Origin of the sequence: Streptomyces sp. NPDC008139 (assembly GCF_042957025.1) — a bacterium.
Lineage (GTDB): Bacteria > Actinomycetota > Actinomycetes > Streptomycetales > Streptomycetaceae > Actinacidiphila.
Genome location: NZ_JBIBHM010000006.1, coordinates 416647 through 440688 on the forward strand (window position 1 = coordinate 416647; position 24042 = coordinate 440688).

General features: G+C 72.1%; 22 protein-coding genes and 1 pseudogene. 12 read left to right on the plus strand and 11 right to left on the minus strand.

The annotated features are described in order from the left end of the window. Positions 1-787: 787 nt before the first annotated feature. Positions 788-1834, minus strand: a complete 1047-nt coding sequence (locus tag ACFZBB_RS15380; RefSeq protein WP_391121990.1) for a WYL domain-containing protein — start codon at positions 1832-1834, stop codon at positions 788-790. Positions 1835-1981: 147 nt separating this feature from the next. Between ACFZBB_RS15380 and ACFZBB_RS15385 the strand changes: the two genes are divergently transcribed. After that, positions 1982-2404 (plus strand): VOC family protein, encoded by a 423-nt coding sequence (locus ACFZBB_RS15385; RefSeq protein ID WP_391121992.1) that lies wholly within the window; start codon positions 1982-1984, stop codon positions 2402-2404. A 9-nt stretch (positions 2405-2413) separates the two neighbouring features. Then, positions 2414-3532 (plus strand): DNA glycosylase AlkZ-like family protein, encoded by a 1119-nt coding sequence (locus ACFZBB_RS15390; RefSeq protein WP_391121995.1) that lies wholly within the window; start codon positions 2414-2416, stop codon positions 3530-3532. 24 nt (positions 3533-3556) lie between these two features. On the opposite strand, the gene ACFZBB_RS15395 is transcribed toward ACFZBB_RS15390, so the two are convergent. Then, positions 3557-4147 (minus strand): exonuclease domain-containing protein, encoded by a 591-nt coding sequence (locus ACFZBB_RS15395; protein WP_391121998.1) that lies wholly within the window; start codon positions 4145-4147, stop codon positions 3557-3559. A 113-nt stretch (positions 4148-4260) separates the two neighbouring features. On the opposite strand from ACFZBB_RS15395, the pseudogene ACFZBB_RS15400 reads away from it, so the two are divergent. Further along, positions 4261-4425 (plus strand): annotated as a pseudogene (locus tag ACFZBB_RS15400) (ADP-ribosylglycohydrolase family protein); the annotation flags it as partial. Positions 4426-4435: 10 nt separating this feature from the next. Here ACFZBB_RS15400 and ACFZBB_RS15405 read toward each other — a convergent pair. Both ACFZBB_RS15405 and ACFZBB_RS15410 read right to left on the minus strand, forming a co-directional pair. Then, positions 4436-5350: a cysteine/serine endopeptidase inhibitor gene (locus ACFZBB_RS15405; protein WP_391122001.1), complete on the minus strand. Its 915-nt coding sequence runs from the start codon at positions 5348-5350 to the stop codon at positions 4436-4438. 166 nt (positions 5351-5516) lie between these two features. Further along, positions 5517-6380: a TetR family transcriptional regulator gene (locus ACFZBB_RS15410; RefSeq protein ID WP_391122004.1), complete on the minus strand. Its 864-nt coding sequence runs from the start codon at positions 6378-6380 to the stop codon at positions 5517-5519. A 311-nt stretch (positions 6381-6691) separates the two neighbouring features. Between ACFZBB_RS15410 and ACFZBB_RS15415 the strand changes: the two genes are divergently transcribed. The 3 genes from ACFZBB_RS15415 (at position 6692) to ACFZBB_RS15425 (ending at position 10459) form a co-directional block, all read left to right on the plus strand. Continuing rightward, complete coding sequence (locus ACFZBB_RS15415) at positions 6692-8257, plus strand: MFS transporter (RefSeq protein WP_391122006.1); 1566 nt, start codon at positions 6692-6694, stop codon at positions 8255-8257. Positions 8258-8574: 317 nt separating this feature from the next. Then, positions 8575-9555: a hypothetical protein gene (locus tag ACFZBB_RS15420; RefSeq protein WP_391122009.1), complete on the plus strand. Its 981-nt coding sequence runs from the start codon at positions 8575-8577 to the stop codon at positions 9553-9555. Positions 9556-10027: 472 nt separating this feature from the next. Then, on the plus strand, positions 10028-10459 hold the full coding sequence (locus ACFZBB_RS15425; RefSeq protein WP_355339936.1) for a VOC family protein: 432 nt from the start codon (positions 10028-10030) through the stop codon (positions 10457-10459). Positions 10460-10680: 221 nt separating this feature from the next. On the opposite strand, the gene ACFZBB_RS15430 is transcribed toward ACFZBB_RS15425, so the two are convergent. Continuing rightward, complete coding sequence (locus tag ACFZBB_RS15430; protein WP_391122012.1) at positions 10681-14337, minus strand: hypothetical protein; 3657 nt, start codon at positions 14335-14337, stop codon at positions 10681-10683. A gap of 512 nt (positions 14338-14849) precedes the next feature. Here ACFZBB_RS15430 and ACFZBB_RS15435 point away from each other — a divergent pair. The 6 genes from ACFZBB_RS15435 to ACFZBB_RS15460 all read left to right on the plus strand — a co-directional run bounded on the left by ACFZBB_RS15435 (position 14850) and on the right by ACFZBB_RS15460 (position 20444). After that, the gene (locus tag ACFZBB_RS15435) at positions 14850-15029 is read left to right on the plus strand and encodes a hypothetical protein (protein WP_391122015.1); all 180 of its coding nucleotides are present in this window, start codon (positions 14850-14852) and stop codon (positions 15027-15029) included. Positions 15030-15364: 335 nt separating this feature from the next. Then, positions 15365-16894, plus strand: a complete 1530-nt coding sequence (locus ACFZBB_RS15440; RefSeq protein ID WP_391122018.1) for a type I-E CRISPR-associated protein Cse1/CasA — start codon at positions 15365-15367, stop codon at positions 16892-16894. Further along, positions 16887-17471, plus strand: coding sequence for a type I-E CRISPR-associated protein Cse2/CasB (casB, locus tag ACFZBB_RS15445; protein ID WP_391122021.1), 585 nt, complete (start codon positions 16887-16889; stop codon positions 17469-17471). The genes ACFZBB_RS15440 and casB overlap by 8 nt, the downstream gene beginning before the upstream one ends. Further along, positions 17468-18811, plus strand: coding sequence for a type I-E CRISPR-associated protein Cas7/Cse4/CasC (locus ACFZBB_RS15450; protein ID WP_391122024.1), 1344 nt, complete (start codon positions 17468-17470; stop codon positions 18809-18811). The genes casB and ACFZBB_RS15450 overlap by 4 nt, the downstream gene beginning before the upstream one ends. Beyond that, positions 18808-19707 carry a type I-E CRISPR-associated protein Cas5/CasD gene (gene cas5e, locus ACFZBB_RS15455; protein ID WP_391122027.1) on the plus strand — a complete coding sequence of 300 codons (900 nt, stop codon included), beginning with the start codon at positions 18808-18810 and terminating at the stop codon, positions 19705-19707. The genes ACFZBB_RS15450 and cas5e overlap by 4 nt, the downstream gene beginning before the upstream one ends. A 23-nt stretch (positions 19708-19730) precedes the next feature. Next, positions 19731-20444: a type I-E CRISPR-associated protein Cas6/Cse3/CasE gene (locus ACFZBB_RS15460; protein WP_391122030.1), complete on the plus strand. Its 714-nt coding sequence runs from the start codon at positions 19731-19733 to the stop codon at positions 20442-20444. A 399-nt stretch (positions 20445-20843) separates the two neighbouring features. On the opposite strand, the gene ACFZBB_RS15465 is transcribed toward ACFZBB_RS15460, so the two are convergent. The 6 genes from ACFZBB_RS15465 to ACFZBB_RS15490 all read right to left on the minus strand — a co-directional run bounded on the left by ACFZBB_RS15465 (position 20844) and on the right by ACFZBB_RS15490 (position 23945). Further along, the gene (locus ACFZBB_RS15465; RefSeq protein WP_391122033.1) at positions 20844-21263 is read right to left on the minus strand and encodes a hypothetical protein; all 420 of its coding nucleotides are present in this window, start codon (positions 21261-21263) and stop codon (positions 20844-20846) included. A 264-nt stretch (positions 21264-21527) separates the two neighbouring features. After that, on the minus strand, positions 21528-21671 hold the full coding sequence (locus ACFZBB_RS15470; protein WP_391122036.1) for a hypothetical protein: 144 nt from the start codon (positions 21669-21671) through the stop codon (positions 21528-21530). A gap of 64 nt (positions 21672-21735) precedes the next feature. Then, positions 21736-22737, minus strand: a complete 1002-nt coding sequence (locus tag ACFZBB_RS15475) for a trypsin-like serine peptidase (RefSeq protein WP_391122039.1) — start codon at positions 22735-22737, stop codon at positions 21736-21738. Positions 22738-23154: 417 nt separating this feature from the next. Then, a complete protein-coding gene (locus ACFZBB_RS15480; RefSeq protein WP_391122042.1) occupies positions 23155-23355 on the minus strand; it encodes a CsbD family protein in 201 nt (66 codons plus the stop codon). 79 nt (positions 23356-23434) lie between these two features. Next, on the minus strand, positions 23435-23605 hold the full coding sequence (locus tag ACFZBB_RS15485; RefSeq protein ID WP_355339981.1) for a hydrophobic protein: 171 nt from the start codon (positions 23603-23605) through the stop codon (positions 23435-23437). Between the two features lie 73 nt (positions 23606-23678). Continuing rightward, positions 23679-23945 carry a GlsB/YeaQ/YmgE family stress response membrane protein gene (locus ACFZBB_RS15490; RefSeq protein WP_355339983.1) on the minus strand — a complete coding sequence of 89 codons (267 nt, stop codon included), beginning with the start codon at positions 23943-23945 and terminating at the stop codon, positions 23679-23681. Positions 23946-24042: the final 97 nt, after the last annotated feature.

The following is a 24042-nucleotide window of genomic DNA, read 5'->3' on the forward strand; positions in this document are numbered from 1 at the left end:
CCCCCACCCGCGTTTCGAACGCGTTTCCGCCCCCTCTCGCCCCCCCTCTGACCTGCGCGGCGACCGTCCCTCCCACCCCACCCGCCGACGCCCGGCCGGCGCGGGTGAACGTGCCGCAACACACACGAGGAGCCGCGATGAGATGGCCGCGCGATGTCATCGCGGCGAACGTGCGGTGTCCGGGAGATGTACGGCTGGGGTCAGGCCGTTCTCCGGCTCGCCGACGGTCGCGCGAGGACCGCGAGGAGCACGGCGAGCACGGCGAGCACGGCGAGCACGGCGGGATCGGCCGCTCCCGCCGCGTCGTCCGCGTAACGCGCGATCTGGAGCGGCCAACCTCGCGCAGGACGACGCCTTCGCGGGCGAGCACATACGTCAACGCCGGCAGCGCGAAACGGGCGTTGCCGTCGGCGAAGGGGTGGAAGAAGGCCACGTCCACATACGTACGAGCGGCGCGCGCGGCCAACGGCACGGCGGCGTCCGCGCTTTGGGCCAGGCACTCCGCGAAGTCCGCCCCGGTGCGCGAGTTCAGCCCGTACCGTTCCCGGCCGCCCTTCGCGTACGCGTCCCCGGTCCTGAACGCCGCCTCGTCCGCACCGAGCACGATCCGCTGCCCTCCGGCCAACAGGCCGAAAGTCAGGGGCACTTCGCGTACGGCGTCGGCGCGGGCCGTCGTCTCGTACGCGGCCAGCAGGCGGCGGGCGCGGGCGGGGATGCGGACAGCCGTTCAGTGTCGCGGCCCGCGCCCGCGCCCGTGTCCGTCTCCGGTTTTCCGGCCGCCGGGGGGCTATTGACCGGCGGCGGCGAAGCGCCGGGCGAGGGTCGCGAAGGCGTCCTTGAGCGCGGGCGGGCCGATGACCTCGACGGCGGTGTCGAACTGGGCGAGGGCCGCGGCGAGCGCGGGCCAGGACCAGGAGCCGAGGGTGAGGCGGCAGCGGTCGGCGGTGAGGGGTTCGACGAGGCCGTCGCGGGCGTAGGGGGTGACGGCGGAGGCGGGCAGGTCGAGGACGACGGCACCGCGGCAGGGCCAGTCGGCCGCGCCCCGCGCGGGGGCCTCGGTGCCGCGGAAACGGGCGGTGACGAAGGCGGCCACGTCGCCGCCGGGCAGGTCGCGGGGGGTGAAGCGAGGTCCCGTGGGGGTGCGGGGGCCAATCCGGTCGGCGCGGAAGGTGCGCCAGTCGGCGCGGTCGAGGTCCCAGGCCAGGAGGTACCAGCGCCCGCCGCGCGCGACGAGGTGATGGGGCTCGACGCGGCGGGGGGCGGCGGGGGATTCGGGCTCGTGTGTGCGGGGGGCGGCGGGGGAATCGGGCTCGTGTGTGCGGGGGGCGGTGGGGGCTCCGGCCTCGGGCTCCGGCGGGCTCGCGTAGTCGAAGCGCAGCACCTCGCGGGCGTGGACGGCGGCGCCCAGCGCGGTCAGGACGTCGCTGTCGGCGGTCGCGGCGCCGGGCGGCGGGACGGCCGTCACCTCCAGGGCGTCGATCCGGTGCCGGAGCCGCGCCGGCATCACCTGCCGTACGGTCGCCAGCGCGCGGGCGGCTGCCTCCTCGATGCCCGCGCCCGCCCCCGTGGCCATCCGCAGGGCGATGGCGAGGGCCACGGCCTGGTCGTCGTCGAAGAGCAGCGGCGGCAGCCGCGCCCCGGCGTCGAGCCGGTAGCCGCCGTCGGGGCCCTTGAAGGCCGCGATGGGGTAGCCCAGCTCGCGCAGCCGGTCCACGTCCCGGCGGACCGTACGGGCGCTGACGTCCAGGCGTTCCGCCAGCTCGCCGCCCGGCCAGTCCCTGCGGGTCTGGAGCAGGGACAGGAGGGAGAGCAGCCGGGCCGACGTTTTCTGCATACGTCCGATTCTCTCCCGAGTAGCGGACAGAAACTGTCCTGTACGGGTGCGAGGGTGGGGCACAGACCGGGAAACACGCAGGTCACGCACGTCATGCAGGTCACGCACATCACGAAGGTTCGAACCCGACAGCGCAAGGAGCCACACATGTCCGTCACGACCGCCACCCACCTGAATTTCCGGGGCGAGGCCCGCGCGGCGCTCGACTTCTACGAGTCCGTCTTCGGCGGGCGCCTCACCGCCGTCACGTACAAGGACGCCGACGCCGTACAGGCCGAGAGCGAGGCCGACTGGATCATGTGGGGCGAGGTCGTGTCCGACGACGGCTTCCACGTCATGGCGTACGACGTCCCGTCGCACCTGCCCTGGGACCAGGGCCGTAACGCCTTCTTCGTCTCGGTGCGCGGCGACAGCGCCGAGGAGATCACCGCGCTCTGGGAGAAGCTGGCGGACGGCTCGACGGTCGCGCAGCCGCTCGCGCCCGCGCAGTGGGCGCCGCTGTACGGCATGCTCACCGACCGCTTCGGGGTCGTGTGGGTCCTGGACGTCACCGCCCCGTACGGCGGCTGACGCCGCGTCATGCCGCATGTGACGCCGTACGTGACGCCGCCGCTCGACAGCCGCGCCCTGAACCGGGCGACCCTGGCCCGCCAACTCCTGCTGGAGCGCTCGGACCTGCCGGTCCTGGACGCCGTCGCGCACCTCGGCGGCGTCCAGGCGCAGGAACCGCAGGAGCCGTTCACCGGACTCTGGTCACGGCTGCGCGGCTTCCAACCCGCCGCTCTGGACGGCCTGTTGGCCGGCCGCGAGGTGGTGCGCACCCATCTGATGCGCCGTACCGTCCATCTCGTCACCGCCGAGGACGCCCTGGCCTGGCGGGCCCGCCACGATCCGATGCTGCGGCAGCGCGTCCTGGGCACGTACCGCGACGAGTTGGCCGGGATCGACCTGGCCTCGCTGGCGGCGGCGGGCCGCGCCGTCATGGCCGACGGCCAGGCCCGCACGATGGCCGAGATCGTCGCGGCGCTCGCGGACCGCTGGCCGGGCCCGCCCCGGCGCGCCCTCGGCGAACTCGTCGTCGCCGCCCTGCTCCCCATGGCGCAGCGGCCCCCGCGCGGCCTGTGGCGTACGAAGGCGGGCGTCCGTAACGTCCTGCTCTCGTCCTGGCTCGGCCGCGACATCGACCCGCCGCCCGCCGACGACGCGGCGGAGGACCTCGTCGGGCAGGCGCTCGTACGCCGCTACCTCGCCGCGTACGGCCCCGCCGCCACCGCCGATCTACGCGCCTGGTCCGGCCTCGCGGGGCTCCCCGCCGCGGTCGCCGCCGTACGCCCCGAACTCGTCGCCTTCCGCGACACCCAGGGCCGTGAACTGCTCGACCTCCCCGACGCCCCGCGCCCCGACCCCGGCACCCCCGCGCCCGTACGCTTCCTGCCCGCCTTCGACAACGCCCTTCTCGGCTACGCCGACCGGACCAGGATCGTGGACGACGCCCACCGCGGCCTGTCCGTCGCCGGTCAGCGCGTCGTCCTGGTCGACGGCCGCGTCGCCGCCACGTGGACGGTGGAGGCGGAGGGCGTCACCGTCACCCCGCTCCGGCCGCTGCGGCGGGCGGAGCGCGACGCGGTCATGGACGAGGGCCGGGCCCTGGCGTCCTTCCTCACGGACGGCGAGAGCGACCTGGTCCGCACCGCGTAGGCGCGGCTTGAACGCGCCCTTCATCTACGGCTGTTGGGGTCCGTACGTTTCCTCGCGCGTCGGCCACGCGTCGGCGCGCGCGAGGTCGAGGACGAGGGCGGCGATGTTCCAGGCGTCGTCCTCGCCCCGGTGGTGCCGCCCTTCGAGCGGCAGCCCGGCCACGCGCAGCGCCTCCGCCATCCCCGGCCGTTTGCGCAGCCCGTACCCTTGCGTGAACACCGCCTTCGCGTTCACATGCGCCCTCCCGAAGGGGTACGTGACCTGCGTCGCCCGGCACTGCCGTGTGAACTGGTGCCGGTCGTAGTCCCCCCAACTCGCCCACACCCGCGCCCCCGCCAGGTGCTCCCGCGCCAACTCCCCGCAGGCGTCGGCGAACGACACCCCGCGGTCCACCTCCGCCTGCGTCAGCCCCGTCAACTCCGTGCAGAACGCGCTCACCCGCGACCGCACCGGCCGCACCACCAACCGGTGCCGCCCCACCCGCTCCCCGGCCGCCAGGTCCACCACGGTCAGCCCGATCTCGATGATCTCGCTCACCGCCCCCGGCGGCGGCTGCCCGTCCCAGCACGTCGCCTCGACATCCACGACATTCAGCAACTCCCCGCCCCAATTCATCCGTCGAGCATAGGGAGCCAGCCCCCGGACGCCGAACGATTTCCCGGCTAGCCTCCCCGCCGGGAGGTACGGGAAGGCGGCTCCCGTCTCTTCCCGCCTTCTACGCTGCCGACATGGATCGTCGTGAGCGTGCGGCCGGTGCCGTGGTGGGGTCAGCCGTGGGGGACGCGCTGGGCGCGCCTTTCGAGTTCGGCCCGGCGGGCGCCTTCTCCGCCCGCTTCCCGCGGACGGCGTCGGGGCCGGTGGACGGGATGCGCGGAGGCGGCGGCCGGCCGGGCAACTGGGGGGTCAGCAGGGGCCGTTGTCGGTCCAGACGGCCCAGGAGGAGGGGTCGGTGGGGACGGCGTTGGTGGAGTAGTAAGTGGCCGTGAATTTGTGGCCGTTGTAGGAGACGGCGTTGCCGGGGACGTAGGAGGTGGACGGGCTCCAGGGGGCGGGGCAGGCGGGGGTGCCGCTGCCGCCTCCGGTGGTGGTGGCGGACAGGGGGGCCGAGGTGGGGCTGACGGTGCCGGAGGCGGTGGCGGCGGCGACCGTGTAGGTGTAGGCGGTGCCCGCGGTGAGGCCGGTGTCGGTGAAGGACGTGCCGCCGGTGGTGCCGACCCGGGCGCCGCCGCGGTAGACGGTGTACGAGGCCGCACCGGAGACGCCGGTCCAGGACAGGGCGACCGAGGTGTCGGTGGTGGCGGTCGCGTGCAGGCCGGTGGGCGCGGCGAGCGGCGGGGGAGTGCCGTTCGAGGAGACGAACTGCCAGGTGATGCCGGTGACGACACCCGTCCCGAGCGGCGCGAACTCCGCGAACGCGGGCTGGCTCAGGTCGATGTGCGTCGCGTCGCACGTCGGGCACTTGTCGGCCACCGGCACCGTGAGCGTCTTGCCGTTGTACGTGACCTGGACCGAAATCCCGCCGCACAGAGGGTCGTTGTTGGGGTTGGCCGAGGTCCACCATTGGTACGACACCGCGACCAGATACTGCGTGGACGCGTCGATCTGCGTCCCGCACGCGCCGTACCCGACGTCGTTGTAGTACGTCATCGACCCGCTCATCGGCTGCCCGATCGGCACGGCGGCCACGGCCGGTCCGTTGGCGAGCAGCACGAGCGCGGAGGCACCCGCCAGGGCGCCGAGCCAGGGCGTGACGCGGCGCGTGACCCGTCGGCCGACCCGTCGCCTGACACCTCGTCTGACACCTCGGGGAGCGCGCAATATACCTCTCCTCTACGTCTGTTCAGAGTGGGGGGAGCCTGAGCAAGGCGTTGAGCATGGGGCGTACGGGGCTGACAGTACGCGAACAAGGCACCGCACGGTGGCGAGGCGGCAGCACACCGAACGGTTCAGGACGTCGTTGTCACGCGCTCCCACCGGGCACGGGTCACGCGCCCCCGCCCGGCCCCCGAGCCCCCGGCGCGCCCGCCGCGAGCAACCCGTCCACGAACGTCCGCAGCCCGTCGCGATACGTGTCCCGTATGGCCAGTTCGTGCCACCGGCCGCTGACGGCCGCCAGGTGCGGCACCTTCTCCGCGTCGAACGTCTCGCGGAACACGGGCGGTTCGCCGCCGCTCGGCCACCGTACGGAGTGCGCGCGCACCAGGATCTCGCCGACCGTGTAGTACCAGATGCTGCGGAAGACGTGCACGGACTGCTCCTGCGTACAGCCGTGTTCGTCCGCCCCGGACACGATGCCCTCGACCATCCACAGCGCCGATTCGTCGAGCAGCCCGACGAAACCGTCCGTGGTCAGCACCTCCGCCGCCCACGGCCAGGCGGCGAGCGCGTCGTGCAACGCGGTGGCGGACGCCACGATGCGGTCGCGCGGATCGGCGGGGAGTTCGGGGCGTTCGAGCTGGGTGATGTGGTGTTCGAGCAACTGGACGAGCAGGTCTTCCTTGTCCCGGATGTGGTGGTAGAGCGTCGTCGCCCCGATGCCCAACTCGGCGGCCAGCCGCCGGATCGTCAGCTTCTCCCAGCCGTCGCGGTCGATGAGCCGACGGGTCGCCGTGAGGATCTCCGCGCGGGAGGTCACGGGCGGGCGGCCGGTGCGGCCGTTCGGCGCGGGGGCGGCGGCGCTTGCGCGCTTTGACGGCTTGGACGGCGCGGGCTGCTTGGACGGCTTGGACGGCGCGGACGGCTGGAGCGACGCGGGCGACGCGGACTGCTCGGACGGCTGGGGCGACGCGGGCTGTGTGGGCTGCTCGGACGGCTGGGGCGACGCGGGCTGTGTGGGCGGTCGGGGCATGGGCCCATCATGCCGCGCCGCCGCGCGCGGGCCGTACGACGTACGCCGTGACCTGCGCGAGTGTCCGTCCGTACCCCTGAAGCGCGCCCCGGCCGCGCCCGCTCGCCGCGCCCGCCCGCCGTGCCCGCCCGCCGTGCCCGCCGTGCCCGCCGTGCCCGCCCCCGTCCGCCCGGCGTACCCCCGTCCGCCCCCTCCCGATTCCCATCCGGCACATCCGGTGCTATTTTCGGAACACGTTCCTAAAGTCGGGACGGCAGAGAGCGGCGGCGCGCGTCGGCGCCGAGAACGGGGAGTCCGCGATGCGGAAGAGGATGAGGAAGAGTCCGAGCAGCAGCCCGATCGAACCGGGGGGTCCGGGCGAAGGTCCGGGCGGGGGTCCGGCAGGGGGGCCGGGCGGGGGCACCGGCATCCCGGCGCCCCCGACAGCCCCGCCGAGCGGGGTCCCGGCGGCCGTCCGCCCGGGGCTGACCCTCGCGGTCGTCGCCGTCGTCCAGTTCATGGTGTCGCTCGACGTGTCCGTCGTGAACGTCGGACTGCCCCAGATCGCGTCCGGCCTCGGCTTCGGCCCGGTCGGCCTGACCTGGGTGATCCACGCGTACGCCCTCACGTACGGCGGCCTGCTCCTGCTCGGCGGCAAGGCGGCCGACCGCTACGGCCGCAAGCGGGTGCTGCTGCTCGGGCTCGCCCTGTTCGGTCTGGCCTCCCTCGGCGGCGGCCTCGCCCAGACCCCCGCCCAACTCGTCGCCGCCCGCACGATCCAGGGCATCGGCGCCGCCGCCCTCGCCCCCGCCGCGCTGGCGCTGCTGACCGGGACGTTCCCCGAAGGCCGGGCGCGGGTAAAGGCGTTCGGCATCTGGAGCGCGGTCAACGCGGCGGGCGGCGCCTTCGGCGTCGTGATCGGCGGTGTCCTCACGCAGTACGCGAGTTGGCGCTGGGTCATGCTGGTCAACGTGCCAATGGCCGCCTGTGCGCTGGCACTTGCCTGGCGCGGGGTCACCGCGACCGCGCCGAACGCGCGCGCCGGCCGCCCCGACGTGCTCGGCGCCGTACTCGCCACCGCGGGCATGACGCTCCTGGTCTTCGGCGTCGTCCGCACCGACCGGCACGGCTGGACCTCGGGCACCACCCTCTCGACGCTCGCCGTCGCCGTCGTCCTGCTGGCCGCCTTCCTCTACGTCGAGCGGACCACGGCCCGCGAACCCCTCATCCGGCTCGGCCTGTTCGCCAACCGCTCGGTCTCCGGCGCGAACGCGTTCAACCTCCTCGTCGGTGCCGCCATGACCCCGTCCTTCTACTTCGTGTCGCTCTACCTCCAGGGCATCCTCGGCAAGGGGCCCGCGCTGACCGGCGCCATGTTCCTGCCCTTCACCTTCGGCCTGATCGGCGGCTCCGTGCTCGCCATCAAGTTGGGCTACCGCCTCCCGCCGCGCACCCTGCTCGTGACCGGCGGCATCCTGACGGCCGTCGGGCTCGGCTGGTTCGGCATGATCAGCGCCGACGGGTCGTTCGCCGCCGACATCCTCGGCCCCTCGATCGTCGCCAGCGTCGGCTTCGGACTCTGCCTCGGCCCGGTCGTCTCCACCGCCACGGCGGGCGTCGCGCCCCACGAGACCGGCACCGCCTCCGGCCTGCTCAACAGCTCCCGCCAGATCGGCGCCTCCCTCGGCCTCGCCGCCCTGGGCACCGCCGCGCAGCACCGCACGGGCGGACGCGCGACGCTCGGTGCGCTCTCCGACGGGTACGGGTTCGGGCTGACGCTGGGCGCCGCGCTGCTGGTCGCGGCCGTGGCCGTCGCCCTGACGGTGCTGCGGCGGACCGCGGTGCCGGGGCGTGAAGCCCCGTCCGTGGAGCGGGACTTGGTGCCGACGGGGGACTGAGGGGGCGGTACGGCCGGACGGCGGTGGTTGTACGGGGGCGGTCGTACGGGGGCCGGCTACGCGGTGCGTACGGCCGCACGGTGCCGGCCGGACGGCGGCGGCCGTACGGGGTCCGGCCACGCGATGGCTCGGCTGTACGGGGACGGCCGTGCGGGGGCGGGCTCTTTCCCGCCACCGTACGGTCAACTACCGGCCGAAGACGGCCCTTTCGGGTCGGGTCAGGTTGTCATGGGCATGACCTCATGCGTAACGCGAGTCCCATGCACCACCCGGCCCTCCGAGAGGATCGCATCAGCGTGAGAAGTCCGAGAAGCCTCGTGAGCAGTCTGAAGCCGAAATCGACGGCGACCGTTTTCGTGACCGCGGCGGCGCTGGCCCTGGGCTGCGGCCTGGGCACGGCCGCGGCGGCCCCTTCGTCCCCCGCGCCCTCAGCCGTGGCCGCCGCCGCCCCCGCGTGCGGCTCGGCGACGGTCTCCGGCCGTACCGTCAGCGGGGCGCTGCCCGCGGCCGAAGTCCACCGCCAGCTCAACTCCCTGACGCAGCAGCACCGTTCGCAGTACGGGACGCCGTCCGGGATCGCGGCCAAGGGCCCGCTCGGTACGGCCTCCCCGGCCACGGGCGCCGTCGTACGGCCGCTGCTCGACATCCACCCGGCGCAGGGCACGGCGTTCAAGTCGCTGTCCGGGTCGGACGGTTCGTGCGCCACCCAGTCCGTCTCGACCCAGCTCACGGTGCACGACAGCGGCACCACCATCTACACCCCGACGATGTACCCGGCGGGCGGCTCCTGCGTCGAACTCGTCACCGTCTACACGCGGACCGTGCGCTCGGTCTCCGCCTGGGACTGGTGCCGCAGCGTCAACTTCGCCGCCTCCGTCACCATCAACAGCTCCTTCCTCACCACCTACACCGGCGGCACCGGCTCTTACACCGGCCGCGTCGTCAAGACCTCCGCCGCCTCCAACACCTGGTCCGCGGACCTCTACAACTACTCGACCGGCCGGTGGGACACCCTCTTCGCCCAGTCCGGCACCAACCAGTCCGGCCGTACCGACGGCTGGGACATCGAAGAGCTGTACTCCACGGTCGGCACCTCCGGGCAGGCGTCCTCCTGCACCGACATGGCCAACCTCACCTTCGAGTCCGCCAACATCGCCGTCCGCACCAACGGCACGTGGTCCCCCGCCTCCACCGCCAACGCCGACACCCACTACGACTCCCCCGCCGGCTCCTTCTACTGCCCCACCCGCACCTTCCAGATGCTCACCCCCTACACCCACTGGAAAGCCACCGGCTGACCCTCTCCGCCCCGGCCCGACCCCGGCGCGGCCCACCCCCGCCCGGTCGGGCCCCGGCCCCCGTACTCTCTCCACCAGTCAGCCCCCTGGCCGCCCGCCGGGACCGTTCAACCCGCTCTGACTGTTCCCCCACTCTCGCCAAACCCCGCCACCGCCCGGAACACCCCCGCAGGCCGATCAACCTGTGCCCCGCACACGCGGGGAAGACCCGCGGCCGCCCGCGGGTTGGGTGTCGGCGGTCAGCTGTGCCCCGCACCCGCGGGGAAGACCCCGTCATCCGGCCAGTGCCGCATGCGGGTATCTGCCGCGCCCCGCACATGCGGGGACGGTGGCCCGCGCTGTGGCCAACTCCCCGTCCGGCGGGGATGGGCTCCCGTCCCCGGGTGGCTCTGGCCCGAAGGGCCCTGGCTTGCCGCGCCGGGCCGGGTGGGCGGCCAGGGGCCGGGCGGGGCCGCCCGGCTAGGGTGGGGTGATGGCGGCGATTCGGCAGATCCAGGTGACCTTCGACTGCGCGGAGCCCGAGCGGGTCGCTCGGTTCTGGTGCGAGGTATTGGGATACGTGGTGCCGGCGCCGCCGGAGGGATTCGGGACGTGGGGGGAGTACGACGCCGCGCAGCCTCCGGAGGAGCGGGGGTCGTGGTTCGCGTGCGTGGACCCCTCGGGGGCGGGGCCCCGGCTGTACTTCCAGCGCGTCCCCGAAGGGAAGGCCGTCAAGAACCGGGTGCACCTCGACGTACGGGTGGGCACCGGCCTGGCGGGGGAGGAGCGGCTGGCCGCCCTGGAGGCCGAGTGCGCGCGGCTGATCCCGCTCGGCGCGGTACGCGTACGGCTGCTGTACGACGGCGGCAGCGACTCGTGCATCGTGATGCAGGACATCGAGGGCAACGAGTTCTGCCTCGACTGACGCGCGGTAGTACATACGGTCCCCTCCCGCCGCGACGTGACCAGCCCCGCCGCCCGCAGCCACGCCAAAATGCCGCGGCGTCGCCGCCACATGCGCCCCCACAGCTCCGCGAGCGCACTCCCCGGCAACTCCCGCCCGCTCAGCGCCCACAGCAGCCGATACCGCGACGGATCCGCCACCGCCCTCAACACCGCCACGGCCCGCTCGGCCCCAACGGCGTCTCAAGCTCTCACTTGCGCACCCATCCAAATACCTTGGCCACCCACTCCCGCAGCGAAGAGGCTGTGGGCTCCGGCCAGCTCCGCCAACGGTTCCAGCGCTTCGGGCGCCAGCCGGGGGAGCAGCGCAATCGCGTACGGCCAGTTCCCGCCCGCGACCAGCTCCGCGACGAGCGCGCGGGCCGCCGTTTCGTCCGGTGCGGTGCCGTCACCCGTCGCATGGGCGAGCGCCAGGCAGACGCGGACCGCGGCGTCCCGCGACGACGGATCGACGGAGAGCGCAACGGGGACGCCCGCGAGATACGTCGCGACGGCGGCCAGCGCCCCGACCCGTACCGTCGGATCCGGCGCCGCCCCGGCGAGCCGCCTGGCCTCGGCGACGTCGCCCGCCACCGCGTCGAGGACGGCCAGCTCCGCATAGGGGAGCTGGTCCGGCGACAGCGTATTCCGCAGGTACGCCGTCGCGTCGGTCAGGGTGTGCGGTGCCGTACAGCAGCCGAGCCGTACGAGCAGGTCCAGGACCGCCAACGACGGCGCGTGCCATTGCTGCCGGGGCTCTTTCGCGAATTCGTCGAGGACCTGCCGCATCGCCTCGCACCACTCCGGTCCGGGCTGCCGCACGTCCGGGAAGCCGAGCAGGAGTTCCGCCGACCGGATGAGCGGGTGGCGGCCGCCCGTGCTCTCCGCCTGGCGTACGACCAGACCCGCGGCCGTGTCGGGGGCGCGCCGGGCGAGCCCGGCCGCGACCGCGGTCAGCGACCGGCTGGTCTGTGCCCATTGCTGTTCCCGGCGTCCGCGAGGACCGGCGTCCTCAGGATCCTTCCGCTCCGCCATCTCCACCGCGGCGGTCGCCTCGCCGGCGTGGGCCAGGGCCTGGGCGATCGCGCCACGCAGCGCGGGATCGTGCAGGTCACCACCGAGTCGCGCCGCCTCCTTCGCGTATGCGCCCGCCGCGGTGTCGTGCCCGCCCTGGGAGCACCCCAGCGACACTGCCGCCAGATGCCGAGGCCGACTCTCCGGCCCCGGCAGGGACGACAGCAACCGGTCGGCCACAGGCGACTCCCCCACGACACCGAGCGCTTGGGCCAGGGCCAGCGTCCAACCGTCGTCGCGGGCGACCTGTCCCGCGGCCAGGGGCGAGCGACGCAGCGCCTCCTCCAGACGCTCACGACCGAGTACGAGGTTGCCGTCCGCCAGCAGCCGCTCGGCCTGGCGGAGCAGGATCACGTGTCGCGGCAGCTCGATGCCGTCATCGGACTGGTCGTCACGGGTCTTCGGGAGGTCGCAGTGGCGCGGGCGACGCCGTAGGGGTTTGGGCGTGCCGGGCCGCTTGGCGCTGTTGGTTCGCCGGGTGGTGTCGGCCCAATCCGAGGAATCGGCCGTTCGCCCCGCCCGCTCCTGCCGCCTCAACTCCCCGCGAGCCTGGTCCTTCTTCTCTTCCCACTCCCGTTTGATCTTCTCCGCCTCCGCGTCGCTCGCTCTCCTGTCGGCGTCCTTCCACCTCCTCGTCGCCTTCCGGTCCTCCTCCGCCATCACCCGGAACGCGGCCTCTTCCGCGGCCCTGCGCTCCCTGGCCAGCGCGTTGTCCACCGCCATCCGCTCCGCGAGGTCGTCGCCCAGTACGCCGGTACGCAGTCGCTCGCGGTGCTCCGCCACCAACTCCTCGATCCGGACGAGGGAATCCCGGTCGATCCGGTTGTCGACGACGGCCTGATGCAGGCGGACGAGCGTGGTCGAGACCTCGCGCCGCAGGTGGGCCCGGTCGGCGGCGGAGAGCGCTTCCGGGGCGGTCAGCGCGGCGGTGAGATGGTCCAGCGCCCGCGTCACCAAAGGGGGCGCCTCCCTCTTGCGGCTCTTCAACGCCGAGGCGCCGAGCGCGAGGATGTCGACCGCCATCAGTCCGTACGACGAGTCAACGTCGGCGCAGATCGCGTTGATCCGGTTCCTGGCGTCAGGAGCGCGGGCGGGAAACGTGCCGGCGATGGTCGCGAGGATGTCCACGGCTGCGGCCAGTGCCTTCGGGCCACCCGTACTCAGCTCGTCGGCCCGCGCCTCCACCGCGTCCGGCCAGCTCGGTTCGTCCTCCTCGCCCAGGGCGTTCACCGCCGCGATCAGCGTCTCGACGTCGGCCGCCCCGCTCAGGACCACCGCCCGCAGAAGGGCGCGCGCGGTGCCGGTCTCTCCGCGCGTGTGAAGTTCTTGAGCGGCCTCGGCGATCTCCGTGTACGCGTCGGCTTCTTCGGGCGGGCGGGTGCGGCCGCGGCTGGCGCGCGCCAACCAATCCACCGCCTCGTGCGCGGTCGCGGCGGCGCCTTCCGAGCCCGTACGGCTCAACTCCGCGGCGACTCGGGCCAGTCGCGCCGCTCTGACCAGGGGATTCGACGCCGAATGCGCCAACGCGCGGGCGCGCGCCGGGTCGCCGAGCCGGACGTAGAGCACCGAGGCCCGGTACGGCACTTGACGTGCCTCGCGCAGTATCGAAGCGCGCGAGGCGGCGAACCGCAGGGCGTGGCCGAGGCGTTCCGGGTTCCCGCCCCCCTCACCCTGCTCCGGGCCGAGCGCGTCCATCTGCGCGAGTGCGACGTCGTGACCGACCACCGAGGCGAGCCGTACCTGTCGACGGGCGTCGAGAACGTACTCCGTACGCGCATCGGCGTCGTCCAACAGCCGGAGGTAATCCGTCAGCAGATACGGCGGCGTTCCGTCGGGCCAGCCCGCAGCCCGCCAATGCCCGGCCCAGGTGCGCAACAGCCCGGTCTGGCGCGCCACACCGGTGTCCCCGAGTTCCTGCCGGACCGACCGGAGGAGGTCCGGGTGGCTCAGCGCGTACGTCTCGGCCGTCGGATCGGTCACCGGCTCGCTCGATACGACGCACCGGCCGTCCGCGCTCCAGAGGAGGCCGTTCACCTCGTCAACCGGCGCTCCGGCCAGCTCCGCGAGATCTACCAGGCTCAGGCCCCCGCCCGTCACCGCGAGCAGATTCGTGACCGCCCTGCCCAGGTCGCTCGCGCGCAGCCGGTCCGCCTCCGCCCTCGGCACCTGGTCGTTCTCCATGATGTGTTCGCGGGGCCTCAACTCCCGCAGGCACTCGCGCAGTCGTAGCGGGTGGCCTGCCGGGAGATCATCGGGGAGGCGTGCAACCCCTCTGCTGGAGACGACGATTCGCACGTTGACGTCGGGGCGGGCGGGAAGTAGCGCGGCGATGCTCTCGCCGTCCGTCCGCCCTTGAGGAGCCCACGCGGGGTCTTCGTCGAGGCCGTCGACCACGAGAAGGAGTTTCCGCCCGTGCCGGGCACTCTTCGCGGCGGCCGCGCCGAGGAGGTCTGCCCATGCCTGCGCGTCACTGGGGTCTGGCGCCGCCGCCCGGCTCCGGCGCAGGAACGCCCGGATCTGCGCGGCTGTTTCGGCGACGAAGGCGGTGCGGGTGTCGGTGCGCCGCGCCTCGACGACGAAGAAGTTCAGAACATCGGTGTTCGGCGGCGGCCTCGTCACGCAGTCGGCCAGCAGCGCGGTCTTCCCCACCCTGGCGCGCGCGTGCCACCACAGGTACGACGGCGCGTCCGACCCTGAAGCGCGGACGAAGGCGAGCGTCGCCGCCCGCTCCTCCTGCCGACCGATCAGGACGCCCGGTGCTCCGTGGCCCGACAGGTGAGGCCGCACGAAGGGGCCGCCCTTCGGGGCGGGACGATCCGCACGGGTATGTGCTTCGCGCTGTTTCCTGGCACCTTCCTGCTGGGCTGCACGGAGCGCAGCCTCCAAGTCCGCATCGCTGTAGACAGCGGGACCGGCTGCCGCCTGCAACTTCCTCACCAGGCACCAGAAACGGGCTTCTGCCTCCGCCGTGGCGGCAGGGGCCGACTCGCCCTTTCGCCACTGTCTGAGGGTGGTTGGGCTCGGCGCCTCCCCTCCCTGAACGCGCACCGCCTCGCGCTCGCTCAGTCCGGAAGCCGTCAGCAGTTCTTGCACCATCGCGCCGAAGCGCTCATGCGGAGTTGCTCCACTGTGGTTCGCCACTGCCGCTGCGCCCCCTGCGTGCCCGTAAAAGATGGCTGTCCTGACCTGCGGTGATCGTGAAATCGCGAAGTTCAGGATCTTCCTGTGCATTGCCTTGCCGTCCGACGCTGGACCCCTCGCCACACCAGCCCCCCCGCTCCGGACGGAAGGTCGCCGCCATGCCCGTGCTCCCCGAACCACTCCACAGCGCCGCCGCCCTGACCACCACGGTCGGCCTGCTCTACGCAAGCGTCCTGTCCATTGTCGCCCTCGCCTCGGTCCTCGCCCGCACCCCGGAACGCCGCCGCGACGCCCGCTCCACCCTCAGAATCCTCGTCAGGGGGCGGGGAGATGGGTGACAGCAAGGCAACTCAACGCCTTTCGACCCCGACACCTCAACTCCCTTACGCGGGGGTGCATATCGTGCTGAATCGGCACGCGTGGCCCTCTTGGTCCGTCCGCATGGGCACCGCCTTGTTTCCGCCCTCCCCTCGTCGGAGGCGGCGAGCCATCTCAAACCCCCACCGTTCGAAAGATCAACTGTTAGTGTCCTTGTCGTTCCGGAACGTCACCATCGTGCCCCGCTGGCCATGAACCAGAAAGCGGTAGCCGGCCATTGTCAGAAGCGCGCAGCAGCGGGTCCGCTGAGCCGCGGCTCAGTTGGGACCCTCGGTATCAGCCATGCGTTCCCGCCGTGGCACTCGACGGTGCCACCGCTCATCACTCGTTGTGCGCTCTGCTGGCCGGGGCCGATGAGCTGAGTGCGATCAACTGCGCCACGCCGGGCGAAACCGTCGCCGTCATCGAGTACTTGATGGCCATCTGCTTCGCCGCGAGCATCTGCCCGGCCTCGGACGAGGAGTGGGGTGCGTGGATCGTCGAGAAGCATAGTCTCGCGAAGGCGGCGAACTGGCTGGTGGAGCAACCGGACGACGCATGGGACCTGTTCGGTCCGGCGACGCCGTTGGGGCAGAACAGCATGCTTGCCGCGTCCATGAGTGAAAGCGGTACGGGAACCGCCCAGTTGCTCATCGAACGCGTCGGTGACTACAACCAGTTCTTCGATCACCACCACCTCGAACGTGGTGATCCCCTCCCTGCCGCTGAGGCGTTCCGCGCCATGCTCACCCAGCACGCGTACGCCCCGTACGGCCGTGGTCGTATTTCGGGCAAGGGGGAGGGACTTGGGCCGACTGTCACCAACCTGTCCACCGGCCGCCTGCAAGGACGTATCCGCGTGGTCGCCCTCGGCAGCACTCTCGGCGAGACGCTGCGGCTCAACCTCTATCCGCCCGAGGGCCCGGGCGAGCCCATGAACATGTCGTGGACGGGCAGCGCGATCAAGCGCCGGGGCTTCGACAAGAAAGCCAAGCCCAGGGTGCCGAGGAGTTCCGCCGACCTTCACAGCGCGCTCGGCCGTTCCATCCTCCTGCACCCGAATCGCGGCCCCGGTGGTCAAACCGTGGTGGACCGCGTCCTCATCGGCGCCGGAGAGGTCCTTGAACTGGACGTGGAGCGCCATCTCCAGGACGCGGTTCCCATCGTGGCCTTGAACGGGGAGGTCAAGCCTTTGTGGCCGTCCCCGACCAGGGCGCTCTGGCTGGATGCCCACGCGCTGTACAGCGCGGTGAAAGACGCCGAGACGGGGCTGTACGCGCGTCTGCGTTCGCTGCGGTACGAGAAGACGGGCCGGCGCGCTCCCTACTACATGTGGGCGGTGGGACTGCTCGCCAACAAGTCGCTGCCGACGGCCTGGACACAGGGCAGCTATCCCTACGCCCCGGGCATGGCCCGGCACCTGTACCGCGCGTCCCGCCGTGGATCGGTCATCGCCGAGTACGTGGCGTTCAGTTTGAAGCGCGCGGCTGTCGTGGCCCTGGAGAACGCCTTCCCGGCGGTGCGCGCGGCCGATGAGAGCGGGCAGTTGGCACGGTTCGACGCCCGGTGGGAATTCTGGCCCGCGGCCGCCCAGCCCTTCGATCACCTCCTGGAGGAGGTGGCCGCGGCGAACGCGGAGGACGACGACCCGGTATCTGAGCCCCTGATCGTTTACGCGGACACCCTGCTGGACGCGGCCCGCGACTTCCTCGTCCACCGTCTCGACTCCCTCCCGCCCAACCGCCGGGGCCATATCGCGCGGGCGCGCGCCGAGCAGCGCTTCGAGGACGACATGACCGGCGACAGGGCCCCCGCCGAACTCCGAGGGGAGAGCGCGCATGACTGACGACAGAGGTCTCGAAGAACTCGCCGTCCCGGCCACCTTCCCGCACGACAGCACGGCCCTCACCAACTGGCTGACCACCCTCGTACGCAACCGCGAGTACGGCACGCTCGCCGACCTGCGCCGCGCCAAGGAGCCGACCAACGCCCATATCAGGGCGGGCTGGTACGGCGGCGACGACCACCGCGAGCTGTTCGAGCGGGTGGCCTTTCTCTTCGCGATCTACCACCAGGGCCGCCAGGCGCCCTCGTACGGTTACGGCAGCCTCGGTGCCGCGGCCCGGCGGATCGGCGACGGTGCCGAACGCGGGCCGGAGAATCCGGGGGCGCAACGCCTCCTCGACCGGATCGTGGCCAGCCGTCGCGTCCCATGGCGACACCTCCAGCACGCGGTCACTCGGCTCCGGGCCTGTGAACAGGCCCCGCCCTCCTGGACCCAGCTCACCGAGGACCTGATCCGATGGAACGACCGCACAGCGCGTATCGCCTACCAGTGGTCGGTCGAGTTCCACACTCCGCCGACGCGCAGCCGGGTGGAGCAGCAGAGCAAGCAGACGACGCGGAAGGACGCGACCACGTGACCGAGGACGCTCGAAGCCAGTTCCTCTCCCTGCACCTCCTCGAGACGCTCGTCGCAGTTCTGCCCGTAAGGGACGAGAACGGACAACCCAAGAGTCTGGTCTACGGCGGGGCCGAACGGCACATGATCACCAGCCAGGCCCGCAGGCGTGCCGAGCGCGTCCACGCCCGCAACCGTGCCAACGCCGGCCTCGGTGCGCTCGCCGGCCGGAGCATGGGTATCCGGACGCGGGAGTGGGCGATCCTCACCGGCCGGGTGCTGGAGTCCGAGCACGGCTGGGAGAAGCAGGAGGCTCTGGTCACGGCGCGCGCGATCATCGAGGCGAGCGGGCTGAAGTTCGGTGACCTCGGCAAGAAGACCGTGGCCAACCTGACGAGGGTCCTGATCTTCGCTCCCGCCGACGCCGATACGCGGATCGCCGCCCACATCGCCGACAACGCGGACGATCTCCGGGCGTGGCGCGACAGTTACCTGCTGGCCCAGCAGGCGACGGCCAAGAAGCCCCGCCGGGGAGCCAAGCAGCAGGCCGACACTCCGCCCGCCGAGGAACAGTCCGCGGCCGAGCCCGTGGCCCACTCGCTTCCGCCCCTCCCCAAACCGACCCGCGACGCCGTCCTGCTCGCCATCGCTCCTCGCGACGCGGTGGACATCGCCCTCTACGGACGTTTCCTCGCCGAGATCGCGGACTCACCGAATGTCGACGGGGCAGTGCAGAGCGGCCACGCCTTCACCGTTCACGAGGCGGAGCAGATCGAGGACTTCTACGCGGCGGCCGACGACGCGAAGCTCGACCGTAAGCGGAACGCCCTGAGCTTCCTCGACGCGGCGGACGACGCGGGCGCCGGTATGACCGGGTACCAGTCGCTGATCTCCGGCACCTTCTACCGGCACGCGGTCCTCGACCGCACCCAACTCCGGCTCAATCTGCGGGTGGCGGGGATGACGGAGGGCGAGGCGGAGGAAGCGGCGGTCGACGCCGAGAAGGAATTCGTGAACGCCTTCGTGGAGGCGTTTCCCGAGGCCAAGAAGAACTCCACCGCGTCCACCGGCTCGCTTCCGGCGCTGGTCCTCGCGTTCGAGGGCGAGCGTCCCTACAACTACGCGGCGGCCTTCCAACTGCCCGTCGACGAATCACCCGAGAGCGCCGGTGGCGAAGGCCCGGCAGGTCCCGCGGCGGTCCGGCGACTCCTGCGGCACCACGCCTTCGTCAGCCGTCGCCGCGACGACCTGCGCACCGCGCGGGTCCTCACCTACGATCCCCAGATCGACGATCTGCTGGCGAGGCGGGATCCGGCGGTGTCCGCGACCGTGGTGGAGAAGATCGAGGACCTCACTCGATGACGCAGCCGCACGTCCTGCTCATCCGGCTGGCCGCGCCCTTGCAGTCCTGGGGCCTGTCCAGCAGGTTCGCGCGTCGTGACACCCACACCCGGCCCACCAAGTCCGGTGTCATCGGGCTCTGCGCGGCAGCCCTCGGCCTGGAGCGGGGAGAGCCTCTCGGCGAACTCGCCACGGTCCTCTTCGGCGTCCGCGCGGACCGCCCCGGCACGCCGCTCCGCGATTACCACACGGTCGGCGGAGGAACGTTCCCGATCCGTCCGCGCGACCTCGCGACCGACCACCGCCGGGCGGCGGCTGTGGAGGCGGCCAGGGAAGCGGCTACGGGGACCGCCGAGGGTACGATCACGGCCGCCGAGGCCCGGACCCCCGAGCCCTTCGGACGTCACGGACTGGAAAGCTGGTACGGGGCACCGAAGTTGATCGCCGCGGACCCGGTCTCGGGCGCTCTCGTGCCGGGGCAGGTCCGCCGCAACGCCATGATCACCGAGCGCTGGTACCTCGCCGACGCGGCCTTCCTCGTAGGTCTGGAGCACGACGACCGCGCGTTGCTGGAGCGGGTCGGGCACGCCTTGGAACACCCGAAGCGTCTGCTGTGGCTCGGCCGCAAATCCTGCCCGCCTTCTGGGGATCTGGCGTTGGGCATCGTCCTCGGCGACCTGAAGGGGGTCTTCGGGACAACATCCCTGCTTCCTCCGTCCGGTGATGCGACCGCGTCGGCGACCGGTGAACGCACCTGGGCGTGGATCGAGAGTCCGCACCCCCTTCCGGGCGTCGCGCCCGTCCACGACCAGCCCGTACGGTTCGACTCGGACGGCCCTGTCCACGGCCTTCGGTGGGAGACCCGCCACCGCATCACCATCGCCCCGCACGCCAGCGAATGGGACATCATCCCGTGAACACCGAGCCCGACGTTCCCGCCGTGCCAGGCACGGCTGCCCGTTTCGTCACCTCGCACACCCTCCTGACGCTGGACGCCCGGCATCCCTTCACCGCCAAGTCGCTGATCGACGCGCAGGACATGCACAGGACCGTCATGAGCGGTTTCAGGGGATGGGTGGAGAACGGCAGCCTCGACGCCCGTTCCCGGATGGGCATCCTGTCGACCTGGACCGTCGACCTCCGCGCCGCCCAGCTCTCCCTCGTGGTGCAGTCGGGCATCGCCGGCGACTGGGGCCGCATCCCCCGCGGCGCGCTGGCCGAGCCACCGCACACCCTCACCATCGACCGCACCTTCCGGGTCGGCGAGCACGTCGCTTTCCGTACGGTCGTCAATCCCGTCCGCAGTCGTCCGCCCGCCTCTGGGGCACCCGAGAAGACGCGTGGCACCCGCGTCGCCCACACCCGACCCGAACACGTGAAGGCGTGGTTCGCCCGTCGCCTCCAGCCGACCGGTGAACCAGCCCTCGCCCCCGACGGCGTGGCCAGGATCGGCGCCGACACCGACACCGACCGCCTGTCCCTGCGCATCCTCCCGAAGGTCTCCAGCACGGCAGCCCACAAGGGCCTCCGCATCGCCCGCGCCGAGATCAAGGGGACCTTCACCGTCACCGATCCCCAGGTCTTCGTCACCGCACTCACCCGCGGCATCGGCCACGCCCGCGCCTACAGTTGCGGACTGATCCTGGTCCGCTGAAGACGATCGGGCACCGCACCCCGTACGCCTCCCGAACCGCCCTCATGGGACTGGGCGTCGACCGGCCGCTGCCGGGACCTGCACCTCCGGCGACCACCTGTGGGACACCGCGGTCGCCCACACCGAGCCGCCCTGCGTCGCCGCGGGCAACGGGTCCCTGAACGAGCTTCAGGAGCAGGGCCGTTGGTAGGGAACTCCGGGGAAGCGGGCGGTCCACACCGCGTCGGTGAGGACGTTGGCGGCGGCGGCGCAGACGCGGGCGGTGTCGGGGGCGAGGGGCCAGAGGCGGAGGGTGCCGGCGACGGAGGAGGTGATGAGGGTGCGGCCGTCGCGGTCTGCTCCAGCGAACGGGCGTCCGCTGGGCCGCCGGCGGCGGGAGTGCCGGCCGGTCCGGCCGGGTCAGGCGTCGGGGGCATCGGTGAGGTGGATGCTGCCGCCCGCCTGGAAGACGCGGTTGCCTCGGCCGGAGACGGTGGCGCGCTGGGTGACCGTCGTCCCGGGCGTCGTCGGGGCCGCGGCCGGGCTCAACTCGTCCAGCACCCGGCGCAGTTCGGCGGCCAGCGCCGGGTCCGCGTCCAGCATGCGCTGCAATCTGCGTTGCCAGTCCGCGGCGAGCTGCGTCTCCGTCTCGGCGTCCCCGCTGTCCCGCGCGGCCAGCACATCCGTCCGGACCTCGGCCAACTCCGCCTCCACGGTGGCCACTCGCTCGGGGTGCACGCGCCGCCACAGCGCCAGCGCGGTCGCCCGCGCGTCCTCCCAGGCGTCACTGGCCATCGCGCTCACCAGCGTCGTTCCCGCCGCCAACACCAACGGATCCACCCCGCCCGCCCCCCACCGACCCCGGCCGCCTCACGGACCGTCATCGTATCGCCGCGTTCCGTTCGGCCAAGGGAGAACGCCGGGCTCCGCTTGGCCCGTTCGTCCGAGCGCCGGCCCGTTCGTCCGACCGCCGGGCCGTTCGTCCGACTGCCGGGCCGTTCGTCCGACTGCCGGGCCGTTCGTCCGACTGCCGGGCCGTTCGTCCGACCGCCGGGCCGCCCGCTCTGCCCGAGCGGGCGGCCCGGCGGCGTACGCCGGTGCGGGTCAGCGCCCGCGGATGGTCACCGTCACGGTCTTGAGGACCGGGGGGAGCTTGGTGGTGTCGACCTTCAGGATCTCGCCGTTGTCGGGCTCGGACGTGGGCGGGAGGACCTTCTGGTGGACGGTCCAAGTGCCGTCGGGGTCCACGGCGATGGTGTCGACGCCGAAGTCGTCGTCGTTGGAGAGGTAGAGGGTCCGGCCGGCGTCAGCGTCACGCCGCGCCCGCCGCCTGATACGTCGTCAGGGCCTCGTCGCCCAGGTACGGGTGGTACTCGTTGTTGCCCGAGCTGACGCTGATGTTGCCGACCAGGTACCCCGTCCCCGCGCCCGTGTCGAAGTTGGACAGGAAGCCGCCGCCGCTGGAGCCGCCGCTCTGCACGCAGTCGATGCCCCACATCGTGGAGTCGCCGCGTCCGGCGTCCGGATACTCCGTGCCCTCGCAGTGGTTGAGCTGCTCGCCGTTGCCCTCGGCGTCCGAGCCGCCGTAGCCGAAGGAGTGGACGTGCTGGCCGGTCGGCGAGTTGAAGGCGATGCCCTCGGCGCCGACGGTGTCCACCAGCGAACGGCCGTTGACGGTGTTCACCACCGCGTAGGCGAAGTCCCAGTTGGCGTTGCCCGCCGTCGAGACATAGCCGGACCACCAGTACAGGACGCGGGCGGAGAAGGTGCCGAACGGGCGGTTGCCGTGGCTGTAGCCGGGGATGAAGACCCAGTTCTGGTAGGACTCGCCGGTGCCCGCGTTCACGATGCAGTGGCCCGCGGTGAGGACCACCGACTTGTTGTCGGCGTTGGCGACGGTCGCGGAACAGGCGAAGGTGCCGCCCGAGGAGTTCTGGAAGAACACCTTGCCCGCGGTCGTGCTGATCAGGCCGCCGCCGTTCCACGCGGTGGGCGAGGACATCGGCGTGACCTGGCCGCCCGCCGTCGTGCGCGGCCCCGCGACCGGCGGGACCGCCACGCGGGGACCCGAGGCGGCGGGCGCCGCCGTCGTACGGGCGGCGGCCGTGCCCGTCGCAGCGGGCAGATCGGTCACGTCCTTCGCGCCGCGCAGGCGCTCGGGTGTCCAGAAACGTTCCGCCGCGCTCTGCTGCGCGGCGGAGACGGACGTCTGACGGACGCCCGCGGGCGAGGCCGGTGCGGCATGCGCCGTGCCCGCCGTCCAGGCGGTCGCGGCGAGTGCTAACGCGCCGAGGAGAGCAGCCGATCGCTTCATAGCGACAACTCCAAGTCCTTTTGGGGGAAGGGGGAGTGCGTGGTGGGCCGGTGGTGCTGGAATCGACCCGAATCCCGCCTCGACAACGTTGTCCAACTACGCCTGCGCAACGTCGTCGAACCGTGAGCGGGTGCCACGCTAACTCCGCGGGAGTGTCGTGTCCATGGCATCTTCAGCCGAATGTGAGTGGCTGGTGGTGCACGTGGGGCGACGGGCCGTGACCGTGCGCGGGAGCGCGTGCGGGGCCAGGCGAGGGAGTAAGCGCGGGGAGCTGCGAGGGGGGTCGCCGACCCGCCCCCGCGCGTACGGAGACCCCACGGGTGGGTGTACTCGGACGGGCGTACGCGGACACGCCCGCGCCCCCCGGGAGGTGATCCTCCTGGGGGGCGCGGGGGACGAGGCGGGGGGCTTCCGCCCTCAGTCGTCGCTCTTGTTGCTGTGGAAGACGTCCTTGGCGGCGTCCTTGGCCTTCTCGCCGGCCTGACGGACATCGCCCTTGGCCTGGTCGGCACGGCCCTCGGCCTCAAGGCTCTCGTTGCCGACGGCGTGACCGACGGTCTCCTTGGCCTTGCCCTTCACCTGGTCGACCTTGGCCTTCGCCTTGTCGCTGTCGCTCATGATGAATTCCTCTTTCCTGGCTCTGTGCCGTGCCGTTTTTTCTCGGTGCTTTTCCTGTTTCGCTTGGCTTCCTGGCCGTTTACCAGCGGTACCAGCGGCCACGAGTGCCGCTCGGGCCGGTCGAGCGCAGCAGGAATCCCAGCGCCCACAGGACCAGTACCACGATACCGATCCACAAAAGCAGTTTCACGGCGAAGCCTGCGCCGATAAGAACCAGCGCCAGTAGAAGAACGATGAGCAACGCTGCCATGACGATCAACCTCCTGAAGTGTCTTCTGCCCCCGGATTCAGCGGCCAATCAGCGGGCCGCGAGCGCCTGGGGCTCAGGCGCGGCGTCGATCCGTCACGACGCGGTAGATCACCAGCAGGATCAGCGAGCCGACGATGGCCGCGATCCACGTGGACAGATGGAAGAAGCCCTTGATCGAGTGGACGTGGAAGATGACCTTGCCCAGCCAGCCGCCGAGCAGTCCTCCGAGAATGCCGATGACCATCGTCACGATGACACCGCCCGGGTCGCGCCCCGGCATCAGCGCCTTGGCGATAGCCCCGGCCAGCAATCCGATGATGATCCATGCGAGAATTCCCACGACGCCCTCTTCCCCTTCTGTCCCCCGGAAAGTCCCTGTCGACAACCGCCTTTACCGGCCCGCGCCTTTCAAACATGCGTACCCACGGAAGATCTCG

Coding starts and splice junctions, on each gene's coding strand:
- ACFZBB_RS15380 (WP_391121990.1), bottom strand. CDS start 1,834: ATGCAGAAAACGTCGGCCCGGCTGCTCTCCCTCCTGTCCCTGCTCCAG.
- ACFZBB_RS15385 (WP_391121992.1), top strand. CDS start 1,982: ATGTCCGTCACGACCGCCACCCACCTGAATTTCCGGGGCGAGGCCCGC.
- ACFZBB_RS15390 (WP_391121995.1), top strand. CDS start 2,414: ATGCCGCATGTGACGCCGTACGTGACGCCGCCGCTCGACAGCCGCGCC.
- ACFZBB_RS15395 (WP_391121998.1), bottom strand. CDS start 4,147: ATGAATTGGGGCGGGGAGTTGCTGAATGTCGTGGATGTCGAGGCGACG.
- ACFZBB_RS15410 (WP_391122004.1), bottom strand. CDS start 6,380: ATGCCCCGACCGCCCACACAGCCCGCGTCGCCCCAGCCGTCCGAGCAG.
- ACFZBB_RS15415 (WP_391122006.1), top strand. CDS start 6,692: ATGAGGAAGAGTCCGAGCAGCAGCCCGATCGAACCGGGGGGTCCGGGC.
- ACFZBB_RS15425 (WP_355339936.1), top strand. CDS start 10,028: ATGGCGGCGATTCGGCAGATCCAGGTGACCTTCGACTGCGCGGAGCCC.
- ACFZBB_RS15435 (WP_391122015.1), top strand. CDS start 14,850: ATGCCCGTGCTCCCCGAACCACTCCACAGCGCCGCCGCCCTGACCACC.
- casB (WP_391122021.1), top strand. CDS start 16,887: ATGACTGACGACAGAGGTCTCGAAGAACTCGCCGTCCCGGCCACCTTC.
- cas5e (WP_391122027.1), top strand. CDS start 18,808: ATGACGCAGCCGCACGTCCTGCTCATCCGGCTGGCCGCGCCCTTGCAG.
- ACFZBB_RS15475 (WP_391122039.1), bottom strand. CDS start 22,737: ATGAAGCGATCGGCTGCTCTCCTCGGCGCGTTAGCACTCGCCGCGACC.
- ACFZBB_RS15480 (WP_391122042.1), bottom strand. CDS start 23,355: ATGAGCGACAGCGACAAGGCGAAGGCCAAGGTCGACCAGGTGAAGGGC.
- ACFZBB_RS15485 (WP_355339981.1), bottom strand. CDS start 23,605: ATGGCAGCGTTGCTCATCGTTCTTCTACTGGCGCTGGTTCTTATCGGC.